The organism is Desulfovibrio ferrophilus (genome assembly GCF_003966735.1).
In the GTDB taxonomy this organism is placed as follows: Bacteria; Desulfobacterota; Desulfovibrionia; order Desulfovibrionales; family Desulfovibrionaceae; genus Desulfovibrio_Q; species Desulfovibrio_Q ferrophilus.
Window position 1 is genome coordinate 570079 of record NZ_AP017378.1, and the last position, 26817, is coordinate 596895.

A 26817-nucleotide genomic window follows, 5' to 3' on the forward strand; every position below is an offset into this window, starting at 1 on the left:
GGCAAAGGCTGCGGGCCCTACGGGAGGGCGCTTCATGTGCTTCACCTCAATGGTCATTCCGAAGAACCGATCCGGACCTGAGGCCTCGGTCTGCTTCAGTCGCAGATGTCGATGCGTTCCCCATCCCGTTCGCGATAGGCCAACTGGCCGGTGGTCTCCATGACCGCGCGCCAGTAGTCGGAATTGATCTCCAGCTTGCGGCGTTTGGCCGTGACCAGAGACAGCGGTAGATGAATGTAGTGCCCGCGCATTTTACTGACAACCATGCCCGTCTTACCGGCCATGGCTGCGTGTACCGCGTGCTGCCCCAGGAATCCGCAATAGACCCGATCGTTGGCGTTGGCAGGGATCGAGCGGATGATATAGCTGGGATCGATGAACTTCAGGGTGAAGGGAATGCCCTGTTCCTTGAAGTATTTCTTGATTTCCTCTCTGAGGATGGAGCAGATGTCGCCGAGCATGACGTTGCCCGAGGCATCGGTCTGCCCATTGGCCTTGCAGAGGTCCTGGCCCGCACCTTCGGCAACGACGATCACGGCGTGGTGACGCTGCTGGATTCGTCTGGCCAGTGCAGGGATGATTCCCTTTGGGCCGTAGAGTTCCAGGGGGGCTTCGGGTACAAGAACGAAGTTGACCTCGCGCTGGGCCAGGGTGGTTTGGGCGGCGATGAATCCGGATTCGCGCCCCATGAGCTTGACCATGCCCACACCATTGTATGCACCGGTGGCTTCGGTGTGGGCGCATTGTACGGCCTGGGTGGCGGCGTCCACAGCAGAATCGAAGCCAAAGGACTGGAAAACGAAATTGATGTCGTTATCGATGGTCTTGGGGATACCAATGACGGAAATCTTGAGGTTGCGCGCTTCGCATTCCAGTTGCACTTTTTGGGCAGCTTTCATGGTGCCATCCCCGCCAATGCAGAAGACTACGGAGATGTTCATACGTTCCAGTGCATCCACGATCCCTTCGGGAGGCTGATGCCCACGTGATGATCCCAGGATGGTGCCACCAAAAAGATGAATATTGGAAACATCGTGGGGTGTCATTTCCCAGATATTATGCCCGAACTCAGGCATGAAACCTTCCAATCCGAAGCGAATACCCAGAGTTGCGGCCACATTGTAGTTGTGATGCGCTTCCATGACGATGGCCCTGATGACGTCGTTGATGCCGGGGCACAGGCCCCCACAGGTCACGATGGCACATTTTGTCTTGGAGGGATCGAAGTACGTGTGTTCGCGAGGGCCGGCTTTTTCGAAGTACAGCCTCAGGGATTCGTCCTGATTCGGGTCGAGTTCCTCACGCACATGGATGTCTACCTTGGCGTCGTGGTCCACGAATCGGCAGTAGGGCATGGGCGAGGGAATTTTGGCCTTGCCTAGGGTCGCGATGCTTGTGTCTGGAGCCAGCGCCGTCTTTTTTTTCGAGGGGGCTCTTTTGCTTGATGTTTTCTTCTTGCCGGGCATGGGGGGCTCCTTGCGCTGGCTGTGATTATTTTTTCTATTTCGTTATCTGTATCAGAAAGTGCGGCCCGGATGAACTCTGTGGAGTGAAATTGCACTTGTGTATCCCGATTCAATCGAGCCTTTCCAGCTTTGTGTACCCAAGTGCGTCTCAGGTGGCAATGATTCCCGGTGGTTGTAAAAAAAGGAGGACCCGAAGGCCCTCCTGAAGATTTATGACGTCGTGCGAGGCTTATTCCTTGATGTGGCAGCCCTTGCACTTTGTGGGGCCATATTTTTCAGCCTTTTCCTTTTTCAGGGCCTTATGACAGCCCAAACAGCTCTGCTTGCCCGGCTTGTGGTAGGTCAGATAATAGGACTTGTCGCCCTTCTTGACCGTGACATCATCGTGGCAACCTGCGCTCTTGCATGTCTTGATTTCAGCCTCGCCGTCCCAGGTGTGGTGGCAGGCTGTACAGTCCAGCGCGGCATGGTTGGCGTGTGGGAAGATGACAGGCGGCTTGGTTGTCTTGCTTCCTTCGGGCATCATCATCGTGATTGGATCCTTGGGTGCGTCAGCAGCCGAAAGCGGCATGACGAACATCACGCCAAGAAATATGAGGGACAGGAGTATAAGCAACCGTTTCATCGTGAACCTCCTCACCGCATAATGCGATGCATCGGGTTAGCCATCTGCATTTGGGACGAAAATACCAAGGATAAGACATTGGCGCAAGGCATGTTGGAAATGGAGTGTGGTTCTTTGCAAAAGCTAATTTCGTGACACGATGTTCAATTTCGTGTAATCAACGCCCATCTCAAGGAGACGCAATGCATATTTCAGAAGGTGTACTTACGGCCCCGGTTCTCGGGGGCGGTGCGGTGCTGGCCGTTGCCGGGACCTGGCTGGGACTCAGGAAGCTCGACTATGATCGTTTGATGACCGTAGCTATCCTTTCGGCTGCGTTTTTTGTGGCCTCGCTGATTCATGTGCCTGTGGGCGTGGCCAGTGCGCATCTGATCATGAACGGTCTGCTCGGGGCCGTGTTGGGCTGGGCGGCGTTTCCCGCCATTCTCGTGGGATTGGCCTTGCAGGCCCTGTTGTTTCAATTCGGTGGAATCACCGTGTTGGGGGTCAATACTTTCAATATGGCTGCTCCAGCCGTGTTATGCGGGATGCTGTTCAGAGGTCTGATGGAACGAGGCGGGCGCGCCCGGACCATTGGTGGCTTTCTGTGCGGCGCCTTGTCCGTTACGCTGTCCGCCGCACTGACCGCCGGTTCCTTGGCTTTGGCCGGAGATGGTTTCCTTGCTGCGGCCGGGGCATTGTTCGCTGCGCATGTGCCGGTGATGGTCGCCGAGGGTGTTGTGGTGGCCTTTGCCGTCTCCTTCCTTGGGCGGGTGCGTCCAGAACTCCTGGCCTTCAGGACAAGTGCTTAGTCAATGTCAGATTGAAGGAAATAGTTCTGGCAGAACTTACTGATCACTCCCAAAGATGTTTCCTTACGTTGTCTTTTTTTTGCGCTGCTGCTAACGCGGACGAATGAAGAATACAGATGATATCCCCCGGCAAAGGCTTTCGATGCCAGACATTGCCCGATTCTATGGAATCGTCCTTGTCTATTATGGCCATATTATCGAACGCATCATGTATCTCAAGGATCCTACTGCAGCGCTGCATTACAAATTCATTTATTCATTCCATATGCCGTTTTTCTTCCTGCTTGCCGGTTTCGTGGTTGCGCCGGCCAAGTCCACCTTGCCGGTAGGCCGTTTCCTGCGCCAGATGGCAGCGTCACGCCTCGCTCCATATGTATTTTTCAGCCTTCTTCTGGCCCTCATGAGTCTTATTTTTCCTGGCCATTATGTGGTCGTGGATCTCTCCTCTGCCAAGGGCTATGCCAAAGGCCTTATTGCCACGGCCATGGGCTTTCCTGTGTTCAATATCCCGCTGTGGTTCATGGCCTGTCTGGTGGTTGTAGAGATTATGCATCGTGCCTGGGCGCGGCTTGTGGCTGGGACTGCTGGGCTATTCGCAGTGGTTGTGGTCTGCCTGCTGGGTGGGCTCTGGCTGAATCAGAGGATCCCGTTTCTTATGGAAGGCAAGAATTTCTGGATTGTGAACGAGGCTCCGGTCATGGCCGCCTTCTATCTTGTGGGAGTGTTTCTGCGGCGGCGGGAATTCCTGCTGGGAAATGTTCCGCGTCCTGTGCTGGTCTTTGGCGTGCTGGCCTGCATCGCTGCGGTGATGTTGACTTTCGATTTGAACCAAGGACCGTTCAGGCTTTTTCAGGCAGTGGTCGTTGTTCTTGGTGCCCATGGCAACTGGCTGCTCTTTACGGTGACCGCTCTGGCCGGTTCGTTGGCGCTGCTGTATCTGGCGCGTCTCACTTTTCCAGCCCGCTGGTTGCTGTTCATGGGGCGCAACGTGCTCATTTTATTCTGTCTGAATGGCGTTTTCTACCATTATATTAATGGTCCCTTTGCCGATTGGTTCATGCGCACATTCGAGGGTGGAGCTTGGCTCGTATTCGGTGCCGGTGTTGTTTTTACAGCGCTGAGCCTTGTGGCGAGCGTGCCGTTCGTCCTGCTTTTTAACCGCTTCATTCCCCAACTGGTGGGCAAGCCCCGCCAGTCCGGCCCTCTTTTGCCAGCGCTCATTCGAGAGTGAAAAAAGGGGAGCCTAGGCTCCCCTTTTTTGCATGTGCAGCGCATGGCTTCGTCATCAACTGGTCATGATGTCCCGTAGCTGTCCAAAGACCTGATGGTTGCCGGGATGTCGATTTACCCGGTGCACGTCCTGAAGCTTGGTGACCTGGGTCACCATCTGGTTCAGTCGATTGCTGTCTTCCACCAGCAGCCAGATGCGGCTGGTCTCCCCGCCGCCTTCCGGCAGGCAGGCAATACCTTCGACATTGTAGGCCCGGCGGGAGAACAGCCCGCAGACATGGCTCATGACCCCGGGATGGTTGTTCACATGCAGTTCCAGCACGGTTTTGGGGGATGTAGTTTTAGATGCAGGCATGTTCGGCACCTCCGATCATTTCGCGGTTGGCAGCGCCCGGAGGCACCATGGGATACACCCCGTCCGAGGCGTTAACGGGCAGATGAATCAGGCAGGGGCCCTGTTCCGAGAAGATGCGTTTCAATTCTCCTTCAGGATCGGGATGACCGTCCAGGTCAACGGCGGGCAGCCCGAATCCGCGGGCAATGGCGGCAAAATCCGGGCTGTGCTTGTAGTCCGAGGCAAACAGGCGATTGCCGTAGAACAACTCCTGCTGCTGTTGGACCAGGCCCAGGGCATTGTTGTTGGTCAGCACGATTTTGACGTTGGTCCTGTGCTCTGCGGCTGTGGCCAGTTCCTGGATGTTCATCATCAGGCTGCCGTCGCCGGAGAAGCAGACCACGGTACGTTCCGGCTCGGCCAGGGATGCACCGATGGCTGCCGGCAGTCCGAAGCCCATGGTACCGAGTCCGCCAGAGGTCAGCCAGCGGCCGGGACGGCGGAAAGGGTAAGCCTGTGCCGTGCGCATCTGATGCTGGCCGACATCCGTGGTGATAATGTCATCATCTTCCATCAGTTTTGAAACGGCCTGGATAATGCCGTAAGGGGCCATGATGTCATCGGCGCGGGGCAGATCCAGGGGGTGGCTGTGGCGCAGGCGGCTGACCCGCTCTGACCACTGGCGGCGCGGGCGTTTCTCCACCATGGGCAGTAATGATTCCAGAACCTGTTTGGCATCTGCGGTGATTCCCAGAAGTGGAGTCTTGATCTTGTCCAGCTCTCCAGGGTCGATGTCCACATGCAGAATCTGCGCACCGGGACAGAACTGATCGGCCTTGCCCGTGGCGCGATCATCAAACCGCACACCAAGGGCGATGAGCAGGTCGCTTTCTTCCAGCAACAGGTTGGTGCAGGGGGCGGCGTGCATGCCGAGCATTCCCAGGCAGAGCGGATGATCGGAGGGCAGTGCGCCAAGGCCCATCAGGGTCGTGGCCACGGGGATGGAGGTCTTTTCCGCCAGGGCGCGGGCCAGTTCCGAGGCGCCGGACTGGACCACGCCACCGCCGATGTACAGGAACGGGCGTTGGGCTGCGTTGATCATCTTTGCGGCCTTTTCGATGTCATCCCAGCTGAAGGGTGGCAGCGGGTTGGGCTTACCGGGTTCGGGCCATTGCTCGAATTCAAGCATTGCGGTCTGGACATCCTTGGGGATGTCGATGAGCACCGGGCCGGGTCTGTCGGAGGCAGCGATGCGGAAGGCTTCGGGGATGACGGTGAGCAGTTCCTCGGCCGAGCGGACCAGAAAATTGTGTTTGGTGGCAGGGATGCTCATGCCGTAGATATCCACTTCCTGAAAGGCGTCACTACCGATCATGGATGTTGGCACTTGCCCGGTAATGCAGATGATGGGCACGGAGTCGAGCTTGGCATCGGCCAGGGCTGTGAGGGTATTGGTTGCTCCAGGACCTGAGGTGGCCATGAAGACCTGGGGAGTGCCGCTGGTGCGGGCCATGCCCTGAGCCATAAACCCCGCGCCTTGCTCGTGGCGTGCCAGGACGTGACGGATCTGTTCGCTGTGGGAGAGGGCGTCGTACAGGGGAAGGTTGGTTCCCCCGGGAATTCCTGGGATGATGTGAATGCCTTGGCGTTCCAAGAGCCGAATGGTGGCCTCTGCGCCTGTCATACGTTTCATGATTCTGCCTCCATGGTTGTCCGCTTGGGTGGCCGGTGGAGGTTTGCTTTGAGAAATGAAAAACCCCCGCCGGTTGCGCCGGCGGGGGTGGTCAATCTGTCTGTGTCCCTGGGACTACCCGCTACAACGCAACGTCGTGTACGACGCATACGATTACTACTACGCTTACTACGCCCTGTACGGCGGAAGTTAGGGAAGTGGTGATCGTGCGGTGCATCGGGGTCTCCATACAATCGATTAATCAGATGAAATGTATTGCTACATCCAGCAGGACGTGCCGTCAAGTCCCTTTTGCATCAGGATTTTCGGAGGTTGGCGTAGGACGTTAGCTCTCGATGGCAAGCAATCTGTCCATACCCGCCAGGAAATGCGTATAGGCTCCGGGTTGGTTGCGGACGTTGTCAGCAAAGGCATTGGACAGGGTCTGTGCCTGTTGTCGCCAGGCCTTGTTTCCAGTCAGTTCGGCCAGATCAAGCAGATTGTGCAGGGCCTGGGAATTGGCAGAAGGGGCAGGGCCGTCGTGCAGTTCCTTGGGACGAACAGGCAGCAATGCATCGGGTTGCGACAGGAAATAGCCTCCGCCTTTTTGGTCGAGGAATGTTGAGTCCATGGCGGTCTGGAGTGCCACTGCCTGTTCGAGTCGGGCGGAGTCTCCTGTTGTGCGATGCAGTTGGAGCAGCCCTTGAATCATGAAGGCATGATCCTCGGCCGTGCCGGGTGCAGCGGCTTCGCCATCCACCCATCGGTGCAGCAGATTGCCGGAGGCATCACACATTTTTTGCAGTACGAAGTCTGCGGCACGGGCAGCGGCCTCGGCGTACGTCTGTTCATTGAGAATGGAGGCTCCCAGCGCCAGGGTTGCAATCATCTGGCCGTTCCAGTCTGCCAGAATCTTTTCATCGCGATGGGGGCGGATGCGTTGCTCACGAACCTCGAACAGCTTCTTGCGATTCTGCTCCCAACGCTCTCCGTCAGTCCCTTCCAGCGGGTTGCGCAGATGCAGGATGTTCAGGCCTGTGGGCTGCTTCGTTGATTCATCCCGGAAGTTGCCATGGGTCTCAACCCGGAATAGCGTGGAGAGTGGACCTGCTTCGTCCACGCCAAGGATATCGATAAGCTCCTGGGCCTTCCAGAGATAGAATAATCCTTCCTCGCCCTCGCTGTCCGCGTCTTCGGCGGCAAAGAAGCCCCCTTCTGGGTGGGCCAGATCGCGCAGGACATATTCAAAGATTTCGTGCGCTGTCTGCGCCAGGAACGCATTGCCCGAAACCCGGTGGAGTTCAAGGCAGGCCGTGGCAATTCCGGCTTGGTCATAGAGCATCTTTTCGAAATGAGGAACCAGCCAGCGTTCGTCGGTGGAGTAGCGATGAAAGCCGAATCCCACGTGGTCGAAAAGTCCACCAAGGCGCATTCGGGTCAGGGTGTGGCGAACCATTTCCAGCAGGCGCTCATCACCGCTTGCGGCGTAGCGACCAAGCAGGAAGGTCAGATTGAAAGGCGTTGGGAATTTGGGTGCTTCGCTGAAGCCACCGAGGCGGACATCATAGCGTTTGGAAAGCCCCTGTTCGGCCAGGGCCGAAACGTTGCCATCAAGGGGGCTTCCGCCCTTGGCGCTATCGGCATAGTAGTCTGCCAGGTGCTGGCGCATCTGGTCCGAGTTTTCCAGGAGCTTGGCCCGGTCTCCGGCCCAGTGTTCACCTATGGCGCGGGTCAGTTCCAGCAGGCCCGTTGTTCCGAAACGGTTGCGGGGCGGTAGGTATGTCCCTGCCAGAAAAGGCAGGCCGTCCGGCGTCAGCAGGGCGGTCAGGGGCCAGCCCCCGCGTCCTGTAATCATTTGGCAGGCGGTCATGTAGACGGCATCCACATCGGGTCGTTCCTCGCGGTCGGCCTTGATGCAGACAAAAGTTTCGTTCAAGGCCGTGGCGACCTCGTCATCCTCGAAGGATTCACGTTCCATGACGTGACACCAGTGGCAGGTGGAGTAGCCGATGGAGAGCAGCACGGGCTTGTCTTCGCGCCGTGCGATTTCAAAAGCCTCGGGGCCCCAAGGCTTCCAGTCCACAGGGTTGTGGGCATGCTGTTGCAGGTAGGGACTCTTCTCATGAATCAGGCTATTCGGGGGCTGCTTTTTGGTCACTGTACGGGTGTCTCCTTGATGGTCTGCCAGAGTGGTCGCGTCAGGCGATTCGCTTGTGGCGTAACCATGAGTATAGGCATGCGGGACTGTTTGTCATCCCTTGGAAGATGGTTCGGGCGGATTATGGTGCAGGAAACGACCGGGAGGGACTCCTACGGCGTGACGAAAGGCCCGGGTGAAGTGGCTTTGGTCGGCAAACCCACAGGCCAAGCCAGCCTCTGTCAAGGGAGTTCCCGAGACGATTAGGTGCAGAGCGCGGCTGATGCGGCATTGAAGTCTGTAGTCGGCAGGGGACATGCCCGTCTGGGTGACGAACAATCGCTGGAGGTGGAATTTGCTCAGACAGGCGATCTGCGCCAGATCATCCAGAGAATGTTCTGCTGATGGCGTTTTGGCGATGGCTGTCATGGCTGCCAGAATTCCCGGGTGCAGTGGGCGCTGCTGTTCTGGTGGGAATGGAGTTGGTTGGCAATGGGTAACCACCGCGAGCAGCAATTCGGAAATGATCTGTTCCCGTTCAGGCAATGAGTGCGGCTCCGGGGGGATAAGCTTGAAGTAGCACTGGAACAACTCGCTGGCTTCAGGGCTTTCAACCAGCGGTGTGGGTAGATGTTTCAGCACAGGTACTGTGTCTGGAGGTAGGCACAACACCCTGTAGGTATGGGGCTGATGATTTTCACTTGTGCAGCGATGCCCTTGTTGTGGGGGGATGACAAAGAGCTCACCGGGATGGACGAGGAAGGCGCTCCTTCCCATTTCAATGCGCCGCACACCTGAATCCACCATGCCCAGCACCAATGAATGATGAGCATGGCGGGGAAAATGACCACGCAGGTGGTTGCCCAGGACGGCAGTAACCTTCTGGTCCGGGACAGGAGTAATATGGATGCTGTCCTCGGGCATGGTCCTCCAGGTTGGGGCGGTGATTATTTCAGCGGGGGGCTGAATGTCGCCACCAGAGTCAGACCGTGTTCTCCGGCCATGACACTGTGACGTTCGCCTTGCGGAATGATTGCCATTTCCCCCGGGTGATAGGCAACCTTCTTTTCCTGAATCATGCATGTCCCTTGGCCGGCTGCGACCTGGTGCAATTCCGTTTGGGTGGGATGATCGTGTTCTTTCAGGCAGCAGCCAGGGGCCACGCGCACCAGGTGGCACGACAGCCGACCACCGGTGTCAGCTCCGGTGATCAGGTCCTTGATATGGACGCCCTCGAAAGCAGGGTGGGCGTTCCACTCCAGCTCACAGATGGGGCGGGTCGCGTCTGTTGCAGCTACGCATGCGTTTTGAAAGGGAATGTTGTTCATGGCGGGTTCCTCCCGTTTGATGTTTCGGGAAGGATGACCGGCAACGGGGCTGGGGTCTTGTCTGATCTTGCGGAATCGGCTTTGACGCCTTGGGGCACGGGTGGCTATAGTGAAGATGGTGAAGACGGCGGATAACTCGGAACGTCCGGGAGTCCGCCATGGAAATAGAATGTCGCAAAGGAGTGCGAAATGTCGGATGAGATCATGGATCTCGCGTCATTGGATATGGATGAGTTGCTTCCCCGTTTGGAGGGCGGCCTGTTTGCGCTGTTCCATAGCGAGGAGCATTATGCCGATCTGGTCAAGATTGCGACAGCTCTTGGCCTTAAGGATTTTGTGACGTCCAAGGTTGCCGGACGTTCCAAGGAAGAGGTGTTGGGCCTGTTCTCCGATGGTGAAGAGGCAATATCAGAGTTTCTGCATTACGCGGCAGACAAGGGCCTGCTTGAACTTTCCGAAGATGAAACTGATACTGACGTCCAGTAGCCTCCGGGCATGGCTGGTCCATGCCCGCGAGCGTTGAGTGGTCTGCTAATCCACTTCTTTCCAGGTGTATCCCTTGTCTTTCATGCACTGTTCCACGCTGGCATCGAATTCTGCATCAGTGGGATCGACCAGGGTATGCGTTCCGTCGCCATTGTCTTTGTGGGTGGCGCTCCATTCGCAGTTTTCAAGATTGATTTTCTGATGCTGCGGGGAGAGTTCCTTGTTGACCCATCCCATGTTCGGGCCGCAGGCGGTCAGCATGAGCAGGGCGGCTGCAAGGGCAATGAGTGCAAGACGGTGCATGGTGGAGCTCCTGTGTGGCTTTGTGTGTGAAAAAGGGCAACCAATATAACAGGCTGCGCGTTTTGATTTCGCATAAAGTGTGGCTCAGGTCAAAATGATCGACTCGAAAAGCCCCGTACCGGATTGACCGGTGCGGGGCTTTTACGTGAAAGGCGTACTCTCGGGCGAGGCCGGCCTGATCAGCCCACAGAATCCAGAAGAGTTCCCGTGCCGGTGTATACCGCACTCAGGACGCTTTTCTGGAAGTCGTAGTTAGCACTCGTGCTTCCGGAAGAAGGGCTTGAGTTCATGTAGTCAAGGGTCTTGGTGACCACTTGGGCTCCAAACGTCTCTTTGTCGGCCGCCATGCTGAAGGTGCTGGCGGCACTCACGCCGCCAACGGCGGACATGTCCGTGAAGTTTGTCATGTGCGTTCTCCCCTCCTTGGCCGGCGGGTAAAGAATCACGCCTTCCTCTTGTTATCGGCAGGGCAATAGAAAGACTTAAGGGGGGATTGAGAAAAAAAACGGATTTAAGCGGCGAAGGAGCGGATGGTCTTAATCAGATTGTTAAACTCGAAGGGCTTTTCAATGAAGGCATTGATGCCCGCATCCTGAATATTTGGGAGTTCCCGCGGGCTGAAGCCAGTGAGTGCAATGATGGGCACAGCGGACTGTCCGCCCTGACTAGACCTGATACGGCGCGTGGCCTCCAAACCATCCATTACGGGCATCTTGATATCCATGACCACAACATCGAAGTCCTGTTGCGCAAAGGCTTTCAAGGCTTCGTCTCCGTCTCCCACAGCGGTGACTCCATACCCCAAGCTTTCCAGGGTGATTCGTGCGCTTTCTCTGGTGACAATTTCGTCCTCGACCAACAGGACTTGCATCAAGTCTTCTCCAATAGGCAGGGTGCCCGATGTGCAGTGATAATTCCGCGAATGGCGGCGAATATTTTGATTGGGTAAACGTTATCCGGGGGGAGGCACTGTGTCAAGAGGGTTGGAAAGGTTGATAGGGTTGTGCGGTAAAAACCCCTGTGTGCACAAGGAATGATAACTACTGGTTGGGAATTCAAATTCCGCTGGCAAAAGAATTGGGATTCATTTATAAATTCGTCCAAGTCTCAATATTAACCTTATTTACGGAGGTTGCATTATGGCCATTATCATCAATGACGATTGCATGGGTTGCGAATCGTGCGTGGAATTGTGCCCGGATGTTTTCGCGATGAATGATGACGGGGATAAGGCTGTTGTGATTGCGCCTGACAGTGATGCGGATTGTGTTGAAGAAGCAATCGACTCCTGCCCAGCCGAAGCGATCGAAAGAGATTAGTTCGAATTGTAATTTCTATGATCGAGAATGGGTCAACTCCTGATGGGCGTTGGCCCATTTTTGGTTTCGTCAGGCCGTGGAGTTGGCGTTGGGGATTTGAGCATAGAAGGTTGTGCCCGAATCCTTACTGGTGCTGAAGGAAATCCTGCCCTTGAGGTAGTTCTGAGTCAGCAGGCGCATGCTGAAGGTTCCAAGTCCCCTGTCCGTTCCCTTGGTGGAGAACGAAGGGCGAAAGATTTGTTTTTGTGCCTGGGGCGGGATGTAGGTGGGGTTGTGGACCCAGAAGGTGACCTGTTCGGCTTCGACCTCATAGCCCACGGTGATGGTCATGTCTGCAGTGCAGGCTTCCAGAGCGTTTTTGATCATGTTGCCTATGACTCGGCCCAGAAGCGCTGCATCGGCCTCGATGGTGTGAGGCGGAAGTCCTTCTGCCACGACAAGATGCTTCTGATTGGCTTCCCGGTAACGGCCCAGCTTACGGGTCAGGCGGTCGATCATCTGGTGGCAGTCAACCGACCCGGCGTGCACGACAAGGTCTTCGTTTTCGGCGGCGAGCAGGGTGCGCTGGCTTTCGATTTCCTCCACAAGGTGAATCAATGCCTGCATCAGGATTTGCAAATCCTCGCGTTCAGTGGGGCCCGATTCCTCAAACAACACTTCGGCCATGCCCATGGCTCCGCCAGCGGTGTTGATGATGTCATGGAAGAAGATTCGCTCAAGGTAGCGCCGTCGGTTGCGGTCCGAGATGTCATCGACGGTAAACAGGACCAGATTCTGCCCAGATAGGGTCAATGGCTCTGCCGTGACACGAAGATCCTGCCCGCTGATTCCAGTGCTCTTTTCCTGAAGCAGGTGAAATTCCTCTGTGGCGGGAACACCGTCAATGGCCTCGATCATGGCCTGGACAGCACCGCATTCGCTACAGAATTTTGAGGTGCCGCAACCGCCCTTGGCGAACTTGACGAAGGCACAGCTCATGGCTTCGCCAGGACGCATTCCCATCAGGGACGCTGCGGCTTCAAGGCCCAAGGTTGCCTTGAGTGCCTTGTTGGCAAAGACGATCTGGCGGTGACGATTGATGAGCATCACCTGCGAGGGCATTGCGTCGAGAATAGCCGTGGCCTCCGCGTTGTTCAACTGCAGTCGACAACTGAGGATTTCCTCTGCTGGACAACGATCCGCGGGGGCGTATTCGGTGGAAATGGCGCGTGCAATATTCATTGGCAAAAGCGGGCTTGGGTTGGAAAGAGCAGACTTTTGCTTTTTTTGTTCAAGAAATCAAGCGACATTCGCTTGCAACACAGGAATTTAATGTGCTTTGCGACGAGCCTGGCCAGCTTTTGTGATGCATGCCGCACTCAAATGGGGTATGTCGAACAAAAGCGGACTCTTATTTATGCGGGGAGGGCTCATGACTGGCAGTGAAGATCTCACGAAATATGTGATTAACGTTCCAGAGAGGGCTGATTATGCCAGCTTGAGAACGATTCCGTTTTTCGATGTATTCAAAAATGACGGTGACCTGACGACTGTGGCCAGAGGAGGCTCCTGGCTGGGCTGCCCCAAGGGGACAGTACTGATGCGTGACGGCGAGCTTGGTCATGACTTCTTTGTTCTGATCAAGGGGTGTGTCGAGGTCCGCAAGGGAACCACGGCTTTGGGCGAGGTCTGTCAGGGTGAACTGTTGGGCGAGATGGGTGCCATGCTCCATGAAAAGCGGTCTGCCGACGCCGTAACCAGGGAGGACTGTATCCTGTTCAGATTACACGTCACCGCGTTGAACAACCTGCCTCTGCAGGTCGTTTTTCCCTTGATGGTGCATATCTATCGCATCACTGCCAAGCGATTGAAGTTGGCCGACAAGAAATTGTCGATGATGTAGCGGGTGCTCAGAACGTGGCAGTCTTATTGCTGTCTGTTATGTGCCTGCCTTTGGAGAGTCGGCCGGATGAAGGTTATCGTCCCTGCCTCATGAGATTGTTGGCGGTGTCAATGTCTTCAGGATAGCGGATGCCACCCTTGTCTACGATGATGCCTGGAGCCAGAGAATCCGAGCGTGGGTCGTCCAGAGGCATGATGATCCATTCCCCGGTTCCGTCGTCTCCCACAACCATGTCGCAGTCGTTTTCGCGGGACAGATTGGCCGCGCGCTTGAGTGTCGCCTTGAGATCCATGAAAGTTCCGTTGGTGTCCTGATGAAACGCACGGGGTGCGTCATCCGGTGTCAATTTTTGTGGCCGGATGATGCAGGGTGTACCTAGCCGGCCTTGTTCATGATTTCCTGGGCTTCTTCCAGGTTGGGATTCTTTTCCAAAGCCATGCGCGCATATTCCCAGGCTTTGTCCCGCTTGTTCCATTTCATATACAGTCGGGCCAGGTTGAGCAGGGTGATGGCGTGGTTGCCAAAGACCTTGAGTGCCTGGAGATAGATTTCCTCGGCCTTGTCCCATTCGGCTTGAGTCATATGTGCCCGAACGCCGAGGGTGTAAGCCCGTTGGTCAGAGGGAAACAGCTCCCGGGCCTGGGCCAACAGCTCTGCTGCGTCGCTGAGCAGGTCCTTTTCAAGCAGCATCTCAGCTATTTCTGTAAGAACTCCCTGCTCGTTGCCGAATTCTTCGGCCGCCCTGCGCAGGTGTGAACGGCCCAGAGGCAGTTCACCGCGCTGCAGACAATGCCGTCCTTTGGTGATCCAGTATTTCTTGTCCCTTTCATGCTGGGCTTGCAGGCGCTTTTCGCCTTCGGCAAGGTGGTCGGCCAGACGTGTACTCAATATATCCAGCTTGGTGACAATCTCAGTAACGGCGCCGCGGTTGTAGGCGATGAAGGGTTTGTGTCTGATACGGAAGCGGTCCAGCAACTCAAGGATGCCTTTGTTGGCGCTGAAGGTGTTGCAGAAGTCTTCCAGCATGAAGTCGATTTCGACTCGCTGCTGTCCGTAGAGCCCATTGCAGTCTGGTCTGGCTTCGAAAGCCAGTTTGGCTTCCTTGATGGCCTTGAGATATTCCTTCTTACGGATCGAGCCTTTGGCTCGCGCGATATTGCGTTTGACCCGTTGAGCTGCGGCTTCGTTAGAGCCTGCGTATTTCATTGTCAACTCCAATGCCCCATCGTGTCCCGGGGGTTGCTCCGGGGGCATGGGTGTATTCAGTGTAGCCACTCGTCCGGGATGAGACCGGAGGATTGAGATGGCTTATTCGTTGATTATTTCTTCCCAGATCTGGACCTTGAATGGCTCGACCAGAAGTTTTTTGCTTTTGTCGGCATAGCTCTTGATGTGTGGTTCATTCAGCAGCTTCATGAAGTGGTCCAGACTTTCCCACTTGGAGACAGTCATGTAGCTGGCTGCATTTTTGAGGTCTCGATGAATGGCGATACTCTTGCACCCGTCAGAGGTTCGGTTGGCGGCGCTAAATTCTTCCAGTTCCTGCCTGCCGATAATCTCCATTCCCGGGCGGAACAGATAGCTGACAGTGACGGTGATTCCTTCCGGCATTATGGCATCCCCCTCCATCCTTTCCGGGTACTATCATTGAGCTATTTCATGTGCATAGCAGTACAGGCCCCGCCGCACAAGTGCGACGGGGCAAAAAGAGTTTAAGGGGCGTGAAAGGGATGAATCAGTGCGCTGCGCGAAGCTGCATTGTGTATTGAGGAGCGATGGAGGGTGGCAGGACCGAGGGTGTGGGGTGCAGCCTTGCATGCAGGATGAAGCGCTTCTTTCGAGGTGCGTATTGGTTTATCAGGGTTTGGGTGATAAGGCGCAAGTCGCCTGTGTCGGGGAACCAGAAGTGGGGTTCTCTGCGGATTTTGGCTCCACTGGGTGTGGGGGTGTTGCCTTCGACCAACTGGCAGGGATTTGCCAGAGGGAGTATTGACATGTGCCAGGTTGCCGGGGTGCCGCGTTCATTGAAATTGATACGCATGCATTGCAGGCCAGTCAGCGTGTAGATGTCCTGTTCCGGCCCTCGGATGAATGCCAAAGCACAGTTCAGGGATTTTCCGGCGTGCATGGGGAATGCTGCGCGTCCATCGAACAGTTCGTTGAAGAAACTGTGGGGAATGGCGCGAGCCGTGCCTTCGTCGAAGAGAATGGGTTTGTACGTGACGTTCATGGCGCTGCCTTGGCCTGTCTCAACCGGTTGCAGTAACTGATAGTTTTTACGGCGGAGAAATGCCGTTTCACCTTGCCAGTCGGGGGGATTATCCGATTCTTCTAAAGTTACCAGCTTGTGGCGAAGGGAGCAAGGGGGCTTCGTGAAAATAGCTGGTTTCCTCCAGTCGAGGTGAAGGAAACCGCCGGGAAAGCATGCAAAGAAAATGAGAGAATGAAGTCGGAAGAGCGGTCAGGATTGGAGAGGAGAAATCTCGCAGCGAGCCCGCCCGTTTTTCTTGGCGGCGTAAAGCGCTCTGTCGGCGAGGCCGATCAGGTCCTTGGCAGTGTAGAGAGCTTGATCTGCAAATTCCAACGGGTCATTGTTGGAGGCTGGCGTGTGAGGTCGGAGGCTGGCAACTCCCGCACTGAGAGTTACGATGCCATAGCCTTCCACTCCGGTGGCATGAGGGATTTTCAGTTCCCGCACAGCATCCAGGATCTGTCGGGCCACATGTTGAGCCCCTTCAGTGTCCGTATTCTGGAGGATGACGGCGAATTCTTCCCCGCCATAGCGTGCGGCAAGGTCTGCCGGACGCCTGACGGCCTGATGTATGGTGGTGGCGATGGCGGTGAGCGCCTTGTCTCCAGCTAGATGGCCGTACGTGTCGTTGAATTCCTTGAATTGATCGACGTCGAAGAAGATCAGCGCCAGGGATGTCTGTTCACGCTTGGCGCGGAACCATTCCTGCTCGAGGGCTTCGTCAAAACAACGGCGGTTGGGGATGGAGGTCAGGCCATCGACCATTGCCATGTGCTCAAGTTTGGCGTTGGCCTCAGCCAGAGCCATTTCGGCTTTTCGGCGTTCCGTGATGTTGATCAGTGTACCGAGGACACCGATGAGGGTACCTTGCGAGTCGAAGATGGGGGACTTCCCTGCTTCGACCCACAGGGTTTCTCCATCCGGGGTGCATAATTCTTCCACCAAGTGCATTTCCTGACCGAGTTCAATGACTTGCCGGTCACTGGTAATGCATTCGTTGATGCCCGAATTACTCCACGGCATGTCGTGGTCCGACTTGCCGATCAGTTCCTCAGGGCTATCAAAGCCCGCCATGGAGGCAAATTTGTGGTTGCAGCCCTGGTAAACATGATTGGTATCCTTCCAGAAAACAGCGGAGGGCATGTTGTCCAGCAGCACCTTGAGCAGAAGCTCGGGGTTGCCCTGTCCCAGGCGAATGGGGCGGTTCGCTGCTTCCGTTGTAGAGGGAGGCTGAGTGGAGGATGTGGTCATCGTATGCTGTCCTTGGCTCATGGCGTAGATGGCAAGTAATTGTTGAGAAGCGCATGCATCTTGCTGCGGAGACCGACACCATGTGCTGTTGCCGCCCTTCTGGACAGGGCGCTGATCGACAATGCGACAGGCCGACCAGACATGTCCCCTTACTTATCGAGTAAACATGAATGGGCGAAAAACTGCAATCCCCTTCACTGATGCAGAAGGTCTCGCATTGAGCCTAACCCCTTGGGTACTCAATGGATAAAAAAGTTGAGTGGATTTGTGTGTATTAGGGCGATTGGCAACGGATGCCAATCGGGTAGCTATTTATTTTTGGATTTGGCGAGTCTTTTTTTGGTCTCTCGAATCCTGCGTCTGTTGATCAGCACCATGAGGATGATCAGCAGGAAGAACACCGCACCGACATAGCGGATGTCCATGATTTTGCGGATGGTGTCCAGAGTGGTTTCCGGTTGGTTGATGACCTGTGGTTTGCCGGACTGCTCGGCTGGAGTAATGCCAAAACGCTTGAGGGCGTTGTGGTCGAATTGTATCCGCACGGCTGTGTTGGGGCTGGTGTCGATCTTGCGGATATATTGTCCGCGCCAGTGCCCCAGAAGCAACCATGCAGATCGCTTCCCTTGTTCGCTCCAGGAGGACAGGTAGCCTCCCAATACCCCCGTGCCCATGAACTGCGCGCGAGAGGTGTAGATGGGCACCTTGCAGGTGTAGGCCAGTCGGCGCATGTCTCGGTAGGACAAATCCAGTCCGTTATCTTGGGTGCGGGCATAGTCCGCCAGATATACCACGTCTTTGGCACCGGCACCGGAGAGGGCGATCTCCATGCCGTTGAGATCGGTATTGGGGATGAATCTGATTTTGTATTGCTCGGAGAGATTCCCCAGTTCAAGGCTCAGGGCAGTTCCCACTTCCGGGGCTCCCGTGGCAGGTCGGTTGATGACCAGAATTCGTTTGGTGCCTGGGTGATGTTTGAGGGCCATGCGCAAGGTCAGAGCATGGGGCGGTTCGTCGGTCACGATATGGATTCCGCTCATATCTTCGGGCAGGCTGCCTGAGATGTCGATGCCCGCTGCAATGAGCACGGTGTCCGGGAAGAGCCTGCTTTTCAAGCGCGCGGCCATGTTCAGTGCGGGGATGCCCGAGGTGATGATGCCGTCGAACTGTGCGCCTTGGTATTTGATGGTCAACAATTCTTCCAGCAGTTCCAGATAGCGGGCCGAGGCATTACCGCCCATATCCATATGCTCAACGCGCCGCAGGACGCGGAAGTCGTTTTTGTTCAGGACGAAACTCAGGCCCTGGTTGACCCCTTCCACGCTTGCGCTGCCCTGACCTTGGGAATGCAGGATCAGCAGATGTTTGTAATCGGGCGTGACCAGGGTCTTGTAGCTGGTTTGGGCCAGGGCGGGCGTGGCGCTGAAGAACAGGGAGAGGAGCAAAAGCGGCCATATCAGGAGAATGTCTGCTCGGACTCCATGGCGGTGTGCGATGCTGATGTGTTTGGTCTGGCGTGAGTTCATCCTGGTGGCTTCCTTTGGGGACTGCATTATCTTGATATTGAAGCACAAAATATGGCGTGGGCCAACGAGAAAGTTGCTCGAAAATGGATGAGGAACGGTGTCGCTCGTTGAGACTGTTTCCTCGTTGTGTTTTGGGGTAAGGTTTTGCAAATGTCTGGAGGACGTATGAGGCGTGAGATCAAACAGATTTTCGAGGGAGAGCCAGTGACCGAAGGGGCCGGGGTTCGTCTGCGCAGGGTTTTTGGCTATTACGAGGCCTCCCTGTTCGACCCCTTTCTGATGATGGACGATTTCCGAGCCGAGAAACCCGAGGACTACATCAAAGGATTTCCCTGGCATCCGCACCGTGGCATCGAGACCATCACCTATGTCCTTGGAGGCGAGGTGGAGCATGGTGACAGCCTTGGCAACAAGGGAACAATTGGCACTGGTGATGTGCAGTGGATGACGGCGGGCAGCGGCATCATTCATCAGGAGATGCCCAAGGGCGACGAGAGTGGCGCCATGCTCGGGTTTCAGCTTTGGGCCAATTTGCCCGCTGTCGACAAGATGATGGCCCCCCGGTATCGGGGCATCACGGCAGTGGAGATTCCCGAGGTGGTCCAGACCGATGGCACCGTCATCAAGGTCATTGCCGGAAACGTTGATGGGGTTGGTGGTCCGGTCGCAGATGTCGTCATTGACCCTGAGTATCTTGATTGCACTGTGCCCACCGGAGTCGAGTTTGTGCATTCCGTGCCGCGGGGGCACACCGCCTTCGTCTATGTCATTGGTGGACAAGGCAGTGTCAATGGCTCTCCGGTGAAGAACCGGATGCTGGTCCTGTTTGATGATGGTGATGAGTTGGCATTATCTGCCGCTGACGACTCGTTGCGGTTCCTGCTGGTGTCGGGCAAACCGTTGAAAGAACCCATCGCCTGGCGTGGTCCTATTGTCATGAACACACAGCAGGAATTGGAGTTGGCCTTTCGGGAATTTCAGGAAGGGACTTTCGTCAAACACGGCTGAAGTCGGATGTGCAGTGAAGTTGCGCTGTGCAGCTATGAGCAAGAGGTCATAAAGAACGCGGCAAAGAAAAAGGCTCCTGGATTTCTCCAGGAGCCTATTATTATCGTGGTGGGCCCGGCAGGATTCGAACCTGCGACCTACTGGTTCGTAGCCAGGCACTCTATCCAGCTGAGCTACGGGCCCACGTCGTCGAGGGATTGGTTTCTATGCAACCAGCCCCTGTTCGTCAAGCACAGATGAGGCTAATTATGTGGATTTCATAATGGGGGGCAGGAGTTGTGGGTTCGCTCGTATTCCGGGAATGAAACAAGAAAGGCTCCCGGATTTCTCCAGGAGCCTATTATTATCGTGGTGGGCCCGGCAGGATTCGAACCTGCGACCTACTGGTTCGTAGCCAGGCACTCTATCCAGCTGAGCTACGGGCCCACGTCGTCGAGGAGTTGGTTTCTATGCAAACAGCCCCTGTTCGTCAAGCGGTTTTTGAGAAAAACGCAAATTTCCTTGGGGCGGTCGGTTGCCATCAGGGGCTGGCTGCCGTATTCGATGCCCACCCGGCAACAACTCCGGGGAGATACCTTATGGAAAATCATAAACGGATCATATCTGAGCTCTACTCACCCGACCCTGGTGGTCCGACGCTGGATGGCAAGATTGCCGAGGTCGTGGCATGTGTTGATTCCGCTATTGCTGCAGTGGGGCCGGATGGTCTGGCTGTGGCCTGGACTGGGGGCAAGGACTCAACTCTTGTGCTGCATCTGGTGCGTGAACGGCTGGCTGAGCTGGCTCCGGGCGCGTCGCTGCGGGCCATCTCCATTGATACGGGCTGCAAGTTTCCGCAGGTGGTTGCCTTTCGTGACGCCTTGGCCCGTGAGTGGGATGTGCAGTTGACCATCGCCCGGCCCGAGGTGGATATGGCAGGCTATCCAGTTGCCCATGACAAGGCAGCCTGCTGCCATGATTTGAAGGTTCTGCCTCTGAATCGAGCCATCAAGGAGACCGGAATACAGTTGCTCCTGACCGGTATTCGAGCGGACGAGCATCCTTCCCGAGCCATGCGCCCGGCGGTGGAGGCCGTTGCCGAGCCTGCTCATTTGCGCCTGCATCCTCTTCTGCATTTCAGCGAGATGGACGTCTGGTCCTTTATCATGGATCGTGGTCTTCCGGTTTGCCCTTTGTATCAGCAGGGTTATCGCTCACTGGGGTGCATGCCCTGTACAGTTCTTCCCGGAACAGGGCAGGGCGAGCGCTCCGGGCGCGACCAGGACAAGGAATCCATGATGGATACGCTGCACAGTCTCGGCTATTTCTAGAACAGCTCTCAGGGCTGCAATTTCTTAGTGTTCTCTTGTTTAAAGCGCCTTTGGGGCCTTCTGTGCCCTTGGCTTGAGTGGCGAAATGGGATAACTAATCCTCTCTTTAGTAGAATAGAGACGAGGACCCATGACCGCACACCTAATTGACGACCCATACCGCCCCGCGCGGCGCAAGACCCGTACCCTGAACATAGGGCATGTGGCTATTGGCGGAGACGCCCCGGTGGTGGTTCAATCCATGACCAACACCGACACCCGTGACGTTGAGGCCACCGTGGCTCAGGTGACCGCTCTGGCTGAAGCCGGATGCGAGATCGTGCGCCTTGCCGTGCTGGATGAGGACGCGGCCCGGGCCATTGGCCCCATTCGCAAGGCTTCCCCCGTGCCGCTGATTGCGGATATTCATTTCGACCATCGTCTGGCCCTGATGGCGCTGGATGCTGGCGTGGATGGACTGCGCATCAACCCTGGTAATATCGGCGGGGCCGAGCCTGTGGACAAGGTTGTGGCTGCGGCCAAGGCCTGCGGTGCCCCGATTCGCATCGGAGTCAACTCCGGGTCCGTGGACAAGAAGCTCTTGAAGAAGTTCGGTGGCCCCACGCCCGAGGCCATGGTGGAAAGTGCCATGGAGCACGTGCGATTGCTGGAGGAACGGGATTTTTTCGATACCAAGATTTCGCTCAAGTCATCGTCGGTGCCCGCCACAATCGCGGCGTATCGCCTGCTGGCCGGGCGCTGTGATTACCCGCTGCACATCGGTGTGACCGAGGCCGGAACTCCGGGACGGGGTACGGTGAAGTCCTCTGTGGGGCTGGGCGTACTGCTCTATGAGGGCATCGGTGATACACTACGAGTCTCGCTGACGGGCGATCCCGTGACCGAGATGGATGTGGCCTGGGAGATTTTGCGTTCATTGAATCTGCGTGCCCGTGGCCCGGAGATTGTCTCGTGCCCCACATGCGGACGCACGGAGATCGGGTTGATACAACTGGCTGAAGAGGTGGAGCGCCACCTGCGCCCGGTGACCGAGGTTTTTACCGTGGCCGTCATGGGGTGCGTGGTCAATGGCCCCGGAGAGGCTCGCGAGGCCGATATCGGCATTGCCGGCGGGCGGGGCATGGGCATCATCTTCCGCAAGGGAGAGGTGGTGCGTAAGATCAAGGGTGAAGAGAACCTGCTGCCTGAATTTTTGAATGAACTGGACATATTTCTCGAAGAACTGAGAAAGGAGAATTCATAGATGCGTTACAGCAACCTGTATGTGCCCACGTTGAAGGAAGCCCCGGCGGATGCCGAGGTCATCAGTCACAAATTGCTTATCCGCGCGGGTATGATCCGTAAGCTGACTTCGGGCATTTACACCTATCTGCCCATGGGGCTTCGCAGCCTGAACAAGGTGGCGACCATCGTGCGCGAGGAAATGAATCGCGCCGGGGCACAGGAGATTTCCATGCCCATGGTCCAGCCAGGTGATCTCTGGGAAGAGACTGGCCGCTGGCAGTTCTACGGCAAGGAACTCTTGCGCATCAAGGACCGCCATGGCCGGGACTACTGTCTCGGACCCACGCATGAAGAGGTCGTGACTGATCTGGTACGTGGCGAGGTCAATTCCTACAAGCAGTTGCCCATCAACCTGTATCAGGTCCAAAGTAAATTCCGCGACGAGATTCGCCCGCGCTTCGGCCTGATGCGTGGCCGCGAATTCGTGATGAAGGATGCCTATTCATTTGATGCAGACGACGCCGGGGCCGAGGCCAGCTACAAGGCCATGTATGCCGCCTACAGCGCTATTTTCGAGCGCCTGGGCCTGACCTTCCGCCCGGTGGAGGCCGATTCCGGCTCCATTGGTGGCAGCTTCTCCCACGAGTTCATGGTCCTGGCCGAAACCGGTGAGGACACCATTGCCGTGTGTTCGGCCTGCGAGTATGCGGCTAACCTGGAGAAAGCCGAGGTGACCGGCGAGGTCAAACCCTGCCTGGATGAAGGCCCGATGATGGTCGAAGTGGCGACTCCCGAGACGCATACCGTCGAGGAAGTGGCCAAGTTCCTGAACGTGCACAAGATGCAGGTCATCAAGACCTTGCTCTTTGACGCCGACGGCGAGGCCGTGGCAGCGCTTGTGCGTGGTGATCGCGAACTGAACGATATCAAATTCAAGAATGCCCTGGACTGTGCTGAACTGACCATGGCCAGCCCCGAGCAGGTTCAGGAATGGACCGGCGCTCCCGTGGGCTTTGCCGGGCCTGTGGGGCTCAAGGTTTCACGCATCCTGGCGGATAACGAGATCAAGGGCGCAACGGACTTTGTTGTCGGTGCCAACAAGGCCGACACCCATCTGCGCCACCTCAACCTTGCCCGCGACGTGGAAGCCGAAGTCCAGTACGCCGACCTGCGCGTCATCACCGAGGACGATCCCTGTCCGCGCTGCGGTGGCCAGTTGACCATGCCCAAGGGTATCGAGGTCGGCCATGTCTTCAAACTGGGGACCAAGTATTCCGAGGCCATGGACGCCAAGTTCCTGGATCAGAACGGCAAGGAACAGCTGATGATCATGGGGTGCTACGGCATCGGCGTGTCCCGTGTGGTGGCTTCCTGCATCGAGCAGAATCATGACGAGAACGGTATCGTGTTTCCGCCGCCGGTTGCTCCGTTTGAAGCCATTGTGCTCTGTCTGGACCCCAAGAAGGAAGAGATTCTGGGCAAGGCCGAGGAAATCTACAACATCATCGAGGCCTCCGGGGCCGATACCCTGTTGGACGACCGAATCGAGCGTCCTGGCGTAAAGTTCAAGGACGCCGATCTGGTGGGCTATCCCATTCAGATCGTTGTGGGCGGCAAGGGGGTCAAGAACGGCATCGTGGAATGCAAGGACCGCCGTACTGGCGAGAAGATCGAGCTTGGACTGGATAACTTCGAGCGCGATTTCGTGGCCTGGCGCCGCGATGTGTGGTGTGGTTGGGGCCTGACCGATGGTGATGCTGACCTGGATTCCTGCAGGTAGCCATGACTGTTGAAGGACTCATCGCCTTGGCCGGGGCCACCGCATTGTTTGCCCTTATTCCCGGTCCCGGCATCATGGCCGTGGTGGCCCAGGCCCTGTCGCGTGGTCTGGGGCCCGCCGTGATGTGGATCACCGGGCAGGTGTTGGGCGACATGATCTATCTGCTCATGGCCATGTTCGGCCTGGGCTGGGTGGCCTCGCAACTGGGTGATGGGTTCATCGTGCTGCGGTATGTAGGGGCCGCGTATCTGATCTGGATGGGGTTCAAGGCCTGGACGGCCAAGCCTCCCTGCGAAAATGTGACAGCTCCACCGGCCCGGGCCGGTGGCCGTTACTTTTTGGGGGGCATGTGTGTTTCGCTGGGCAACCCCAAGGCCATTGCCTTCTACTGCGGTTTTCTGCCTGCGTTCATCGATTTGACGGTGCTGACATCCACGGACGCAGCAACGGTCATTGCCGTCATCTGTCCCATCGTGTTTGTGATTCCTGTCGGATACGCGTGGCTTGCTGCTCGTGGACGCGGCGCGATCCGCACTACGCGAATCTGGAAGATCGCCAACCGCAGCGCCGGGGCGGTGATGATTGGTGCTGGCGCGACAGTGGCGGCGGAGTAGTCCCGTGCCCCATATCTTCGAGGTCACCGAACTGACCGGCGCGGTCAAGGACGTGCTGGAGAGCCAGTTCCCTTTCATCTGGGTTCGGGGGCAGGTCAGCGGTGTCACGCGGCCACCCAGCGGGCATCTCTATTTCACCTTGAAGGATGACCGCGCTCAGCTGTCCGTGGTCTGGTTCAGGAATTCCCGGCGCGAGATCGAAGCTGGGGGCGTGGACCCGGCAACCGGTGAGGTGCTGGAACATGGCTTTGTGCCAGACGTTGACGATGGCATGCAGGTTTTGGTGGCCGGACGCTTGAATGTTTATGAGCCACGCGGAACCTACCAGCTGGTTGCCGAGTTTGTGCAGGAAGAGGGCGTGGGCCAGCTGTATCTTCAGTTTGAGGCCATGAAGGCCAAATTGCAGGCCAAGGGATATTTCGCTGAGGATCGCAAGATGCGACTGCCAACTGCGCCCAAGCGCGTGGCAGTGATTACCGCTCCAACGGGAGCCGCAATTCAGGATTTTCTGCGCATAGCGGACGGGCGTGGAGCGGGTTGCGAGATTCGAATCCACCCTTCCCTGGTGCAGGGTGATCGGGCTCCGGCGCAGATTGCCGCGGCTCTGGATGATGTCTGTGAACAGGGCTGGGCTGATGTCGCGGTGTTGATTCGTGGCGGCGGTTCCATCGAGGACCTGTGGGCCTTCAATACGGAGCCCGTGGCCGATGCCATTCACCGGGCCACGTTGCCGGTGCTGTCTGGAGTCGGACACGAAGTCGATGTGACCATTGCCGATTACGTCGCCGATGCCCGTGCAGCCACGCCCAGCCATGCCGCTCAGATGCTTTGGCCTGAACGGCGCGAATTGATGCAGCGCCTTGATGGACTGGAACTTGCTCTGCTGCGGGCGGGACAGGGGCTTGTCTCCGGACGGGAACGGGCCTTGCGCGCTGAAGAACGTGCTCTGGCCTGGTTGTCTCCGGTGCGGCAGGTGGACCGCTGGCGAGAACGATTTGACGTCGCAGCTCGCGATTTGACTCGGGCCTGGAATGCTTTTTACGAGGGGCGTGCCACGGCTTTGGATGAGGCCGGACGCGGCCTGCTGGCTGCGTATGGTCCGCAGACCATGGAACGCGAGGTTGCTGGGCTGGACGGTCTGGCCGGGCGTCTGGCCATGGCCATGGAAGGGCGGCTGCGTGGCATTGATCGGGACCTGGCTGTGGCTTCGGCCACTCTGATGGCTTTGGACCCGGAGAAACCCCTTGAACGGGGCTATGGGCTGGTGCGAAGTGCCAGAACCGGACGTTATCTACGCAGCGTGGACGAGGTGGCTCCCGGTGATGCGCTGGAAATCCGCGTACGTGATGGGCACCTTGGTGCTGATGTGACACGAATCAATAAGGACGATTGATGTTTATATTCCGGGCCGCTCTGTGCCTGTTGTTGATGTTGCTGACGATGACCTCTGCCGTTTGGGCTGGAGTGCGGTTGGAATGCCCGGATAAGGTCTCGCAGGGCGAGCCGTTTTATGTGCGTGTCGTTTCCGATGAACCTGTGGAGATTGTGCGCCTGTTCTGGGGTCCTATGACCGTCGATGCTACGGTGCGCAGTGAAGCAGGAGCCTGGGTGGCTTTGGCCATGCTGGGAACCGGCTCCATGGCCAAGCCTGGAATTGGTCAGGTCAAGGCCAGCATCCAAGGCTCCGATGGCCCGCGCGAGTTGACTCGTGCTGTACGCATCACGTCGCGCAAATTTGCGGAGCAGCGCCTGAAAGTGGCTAAAAAGATGGTCAACCTGAGTCAGGCGCAGCTGGACCGCCATTATCGTGAGAAGGCACGGGTCAAGAAAGCCATGGCGGACATCTCCCCGGAGCGATTCTGGAACGGGCAGTTCCTGCGTCCGATCCCTGGTGGAATTTCCAGCACCTACGGCTTGCGGCGTATTTTCAATGGTGAGCCGCGCAAGCCGCATGCCGGGGTGGACTTTCGGGGCAAGAAAGGCACGCCGATCAAGGCTGTTGCTCCGGGTGAAGTTGTCCTGACGGGGAGTCATTATTTTTCCGGCAATGTGGTTTATGTTGACCACGGGCTGGGGGTGGTTAGCGTATACTGCCACCTGTCCGCCATTGATGTGGCGGAAGGGCAGTTCGTGTCTGCCGGTCAGGTATTGGGCAAAGTCGGCTCCACAGGCCGCGTTACCGGCCCACATCTGCATTTTGGACTGTCGGTATTGGGGCAGTATGTGGACCCCATGCCGTTGATCGAAGGCAGGATTACTCCATAGGAGGGCGTTTTTAGC

The 26817-nt window shown here is 56.9% G+C and carries 29 protein-coding genes and 2 tRNA genes; 12 read left to right on the forward strand and 19 right to left on the reverse strand.

Going from position 1 to position 26817, the window contains the following annotated elements; translation table 11 throughout:
• Positions 1–95 precede the first annotated feature (95 nt).
• Together EL361_RS02600 and EL361_RS02605 are read right to left on the reverse strand one after the other, a co-directional pair.
• A complete protein-coding gene (locus EL361_RS02600) occupies positions 96–1466 on the reverse strand; it encodes an ATP-dependent 6-phosphofructokinase (protein WP_126376334.1) in 1371 nt (456 codons plus the stop codon).
• Between the two features lie 229 nt (positions 1467–1695).
• On the reverse strand, positions 1696–2091 hold the full coding sequence (locus EL361_RS02605) for a cytochrome c3 family protein (protein ID WP_126376336.1): 396 nt from the start codon (positions 2089–2091) through the stop codon (positions 1696–1698).
• 182 nt (positions 2092–2273) lie between these two features.
• On the opposite strand from EL361_RS02605, the gene cbiM reads away from it, so the two are divergent.
• Both cbiM and EL361_RS02615 read left to right on the forward strand, forming a co-directional pair.
• On the forward strand, positions 2274–2882 hold the full coding sequence (cbiM, locus tag EL361_RS02610) for a cobalt transporter CbiM (RefSeq protein ID WP_126376338.1): 609 nt from the start codon (positions 2274–2276) through the stop codon (positions 2880–2882).
• Between the two features lie 103 nt (positions 2883–2985).
• Positions 2986–4113, forward strand: coding sequence for an acyltransferase family protein (locus EL361_RS02615; protein WP_126376340.1), 1128 nt, complete (start codon positions 2986–2988; stop codon positions 4111–4113).
• 54 nt (positions 4114–4167) lie between these two features.
• On the opposite strand, the gene ilvN is transcribed toward EL361_RS02615, so the two are convergent.
• From ilvN to EL361_RS02640, 5 genes are all read right to left on the reverse strand, one after another.
• Positions 4168–4467: an acetolactate synthase small subunit gene (ilvN, locus tag EL361_RS02620; RefSeq protein ID WP_126376342.1), complete on the reverse strand. Its 300-nt coding sequence runs from the start codon at positions 4465–4467 to the stop codon at positions 4168–4170.
• Positions 4454–6139, reverse strand: a complete 1686-nt coding sequence (gene ilvB / locus EL361_RS02625) for an acetolactate synthase large subunit (RefSeq protein ID WP_126376344.1) — start codon at positions 6137–6139, stop codon at positions 4454–4456. The genes ilvN and ilvB overlap by 14 nt, the downstream gene beginning before the upstream one ends.
• A gap of 325 nt (positions 6140–6464) precedes the next feature.
• Positions 6465–8276, reverse strand: coding sequence for a thioredoxin domain-containing protein (locus tag EL361_RS02630; RefSeq protein WP_172961602.1), 1812 nt, complete (start codon positions 8274–8276; stop codon positions 6465–6467).
• A gap of 93 nt (positions 8277–8369) precedes the next feature.
• On the reverse strand, positions 8370–9179 hold the full coding sequence (locus tag EL361_RS02635) for a helix-turn-helix domain-containing protein (protein ID WP_172961603.1): 810 nt from the start codon (positions 9177–9179) through the stop codon (positions 8370–8372).
• A gap of 23 nt (positions 9180–9202) precedes the next feature.
• Complete coding sequence (locus EL361_RS02640; protein ID WP_126376350.1) at positions 9203–9583, reverse strand: cupin domain-containing protein; 381 nt, start codon at positions 9581–9583, stop codon at positions 9203–9205.
• Between the two features lie 189 nt (positions 9584–9772).
• On the opposite strand from EL361_RS02640, the gene EL361_RS02645 reads away from it, so the two are divergent.
• Positions 9773–10069: a hypothetical protein gene (locus tag EL361_RS02645; protein ID WP_126376352.1), complete on the forward strand. Its 297-nt coding sequence runs from the start codon at positions 9773–9775 to the stop codon at positions 10067–10069.
• Between the two features lie 45 nt (positions 10070–10114).
• Here the strand turns inward: EL361_RS02645 and EL361_RS02650 are convergent, their stop codons facing one another.
• The 3 genes from EL361_RS02650 to EL361_RS02660 all read right to left on the reverse strand — a co-directional run bounded on the left by EL361_RS02650 (position 10115) and on the right by EL361_RS02660 (position 11243).
• On the reverse strand, positions 10115–10372 hold the full coding sequence (locus EL361_RS02650; protein WP_126376354.1) for a hypothetical protein: 258 nt from the start codon (positions 10370–10372) through the stop codon (positions 10115–10117).
• A 179-nt stretch (positions 10373–10551) separates the two neighbouring features.
• A complete protein-coding gene (locus tag EL361_RS02655) occupies positions 10552–10779 on the reverse strand; it encodes a hypothetical protein (RefSeq protein WP_232034855.1) in 228 nt (75 codons plus the stop codon).
• 104 nt (positions 10780–10883) lie between these two features.
• On the reverse strand, positions 10884–11243 hold the full coding sequence (locus EL361_RS02660; protein WP_126376356.1) for a response regulator: 360 nt from the start codon (positions 11241–11243) through the stop codon (positions 10884–10886).
• 268 nt (positions 11244–11511) lie between these two features.
• Between EL361_RS02660 and EL361_RS02665 the strand changes: the two genes are divergently transcribed.
• The gene (locus tag EL361_RS02665) at positions 11512–11691 is read left to right on the forward strand and encodes a ferredoxin (protein ID WP_126376358.1); all 180 of its coding nucleotides are present in this window, start codon (positions 11512–11514) and stop codon (positions 11689–11691) included.
• A gap of 69 nt (positions 11692–11760) precedes the next feature.
• Here the strand turns inward: EL361_RS02665 and EL361_RS02670 are convergent, their stop codons facing one another.
• Positions 11761–12912: an ATP-binding protein gene (locus tag EL361_RS02670; RefSeq protein ID WP_126376360.1), complete on the reverse strand. Its 1152-nt coding sequence runs from the start codon at positions 12910–12912 to the stop codon at positions 11761–11763.
• A 190-nt stretch (positions 12913–13102) separates the two neighbouring features.
• Between EL361_RS02670 and EL361_RS02675 the strand changes: the two genes are divergently transcribed.
• A complete protein-coding gene (locus tag EL361_RS02675) occupies positions 13103–13573 on the forward strand; it encodes a cyclic nucleotide-binding domain-containing protein (RefSeq protein ID WP_172961604.1) in 471 nt (156 codons plus the stop codon).
• Positions 13574–13646: 73 nt separating this feature from the next.
• Here the strand turns inward: EL361_RS02675 and EL361_RS02680 are convergent, their stop codons facing one another.
• The 6 genes from EL361_RS02680 to EL361_RS02705 all read right to left on the reverse strand — a co-directional run bounded on the left by EL361_RS02680 (position 13647) and on the right by EL361_RS02705 (position 18601).
• Positions 13647–13865 (reverse strand): hypothetical protein, encoded by a 219-nt coding sequence (locus tag EL361_RS02680; RefSeq protein WP_126376363.1) that lies wholly within the window; start codon positions 13863–13865, stop codon positions 13647–13649.
• 83 nt (positions 13866–13948) lie between these two features.
• The gene (locus EL361_RS02685) at positions 13949–14779 is read right to left on the reverse strand and encodes a tetratricopeptide repeat protein (RefSeq protein ID WP_126376365.1); all 831 of its coding nucleotides are present in this window, start codon (positions 14777–14779) and stop codon (positions 13949–13951) included.
• A 102-nt stretch (positions 14780–14881) separates the two neighbouring features.
• Positions 14882–15184 carry a putative quinol monooxygenase gene (locus EL361_RS02690; RefSeq protein ID WP_172961605.1) on the reverse strand — a complete coding sequence of 101 codons (303 nt, stop codon included), beginning with the start codon at positions 15182–15184 and terminating at the stop codon, positions 14882–14884.
• Positions 15185–15308: 124 nt separating this feature from the next.
• Positions 15309–15803 (reverse strand): hypothetical protein, encoded by a 495-nt coding sequence (locus EL361_RS02695; RefSeq protein WP_126376369.1) that lies wholly within the window; start codon positions 15801–15803, stop codon positions 15309–15311.
• Positions 15804–16034: 231 nt separating this feature from the next.
• A complete protein-coding gene (locus EL361_RS02700) occupies positions 16035–17075 on the reverse strand; it encodes a sensor domain-containing diguanylate cyclase (RefSeq protein WP_172961606.1) in 1041 nt (346 codons plus the stop codon).
• 308 nt (positions 17076–17383) lie between these two features.
• A complete protein-coding gene (locus tag EL361_RS02705; RefSeq protein ID WP_126376373.1) occupies positions 17384–18601 on the reverse strand; it encodes a hypothetical protein in 1218 nt (405 codons plus the stop codon).
• Positions 18602–18766: 165 nt separating this feature from the next.
• Between EL361_RS02705 and EL361_RS02710 the strand changes: the two genes are divergently transcribed.
• On the forward strand, positions 18767–19609 hold the full coding sequence (locus EL361_RS02710; protein ID WP_126376375.1) for a pirin family protein: 843 nt from the start codon (positions 18767–18769) through the stop codon (positions 19607–19609).
• 106 nt (positions 19610–19715) lie between these two features.
• Here the strand turns inward: EL361_RS02710 and EL361_RS02715 are convergent.
• Both EL361_RS02715 and EL361_RS02720 read right to left on the reverse strand, forming a co-directional pair.
• A tRNA-Arg gene (locus EL361_RS02715) sits at positions 19716–19792 on the reverse strand.
• Between the two features lie 166 nt (positions 19793–19958).
• Positions 19959–20035 (reverse strand) — tRNA-Arg (locus tag EL361_RS02720).
• A gap of 152 nt (positions 20036–20187) precedes the next feature.
• Here EL361_RS02720 and EL361_RS02725 point away from each other — a divergent pair.
• The 6 genes from EL361_RS02725 to EL361_RS02750 all read left to right on the forward strand — a co-directional run bounded on the left by EL361_RS02725 (position 20188) and on the right by EL361_RS02750 (position 26802).
• Positions 20188–20919, forward strand: coding sequence for a phosphoadenosine phosphosulfate reductase family protein (locus EL361_RS02725; RefSeq protein WP_172961607.1), 732 nt, complete (start codon positions 20188–20190; stop codon positions 20917–20919).
• Between the two features lie 130 nt (positions 20920–21049).
• Positions 21050–22162: a flavodoxin-dependent (E)-4-hydroxy-3-methylbut-2-enyl-diphosphate synthase gene (gene ispG, locus EL361_RS02730; RefSeq protein WP_126376379.1), complete on the forward strand. Its 1113-nt coding sequence runs from the start codon at positions 21050–21052 to the stop codon at positions 22160–22162.
• Complete coding sequence (locus tag EL361_RS02735) at positions 22163–23923, forward strand: proline--tRNA ligase (protein WP_126376381.1); 1761 nt, start codon at positions 22163–22165, stop codon at positions 23921–23923.
• Between the two features lie 2 nt (positions 23924–23925).
• Entirely contained in the window at positions 23926–24537 is a 612-nt protein-coding gene (locus EL361_RS02740; RefSeq protein WP_126376383.1) for a LysE family translocator, read from the forward strand.
• Between the two features lie 4 nt (positions 24538–24541).
• A complete protein-coding gene (gene xseA, locus EL361_RS02745; protein ID WP_126376385.1) occupies positions 24542–25930 on the forward strand; it encodes an exodeoxyribonuclease VII large subunit in 1389 nt (462 codons plus the stop codon).
• A complete protein-coding gene (locus EL361_RS02750) occupies positions 25930–26802 on the forward strand; it encodes a M23 family metallopeptidase (RefSeq protein ID WP_126376387.1) in 873 nt (290 codons plus the stop codon). Before xseA ends, EL361_RS02750 begins: the two co-directional genes overlap by 1 nt.
• Positions 26803–26817: the final 15 nt, after the last annotated feature.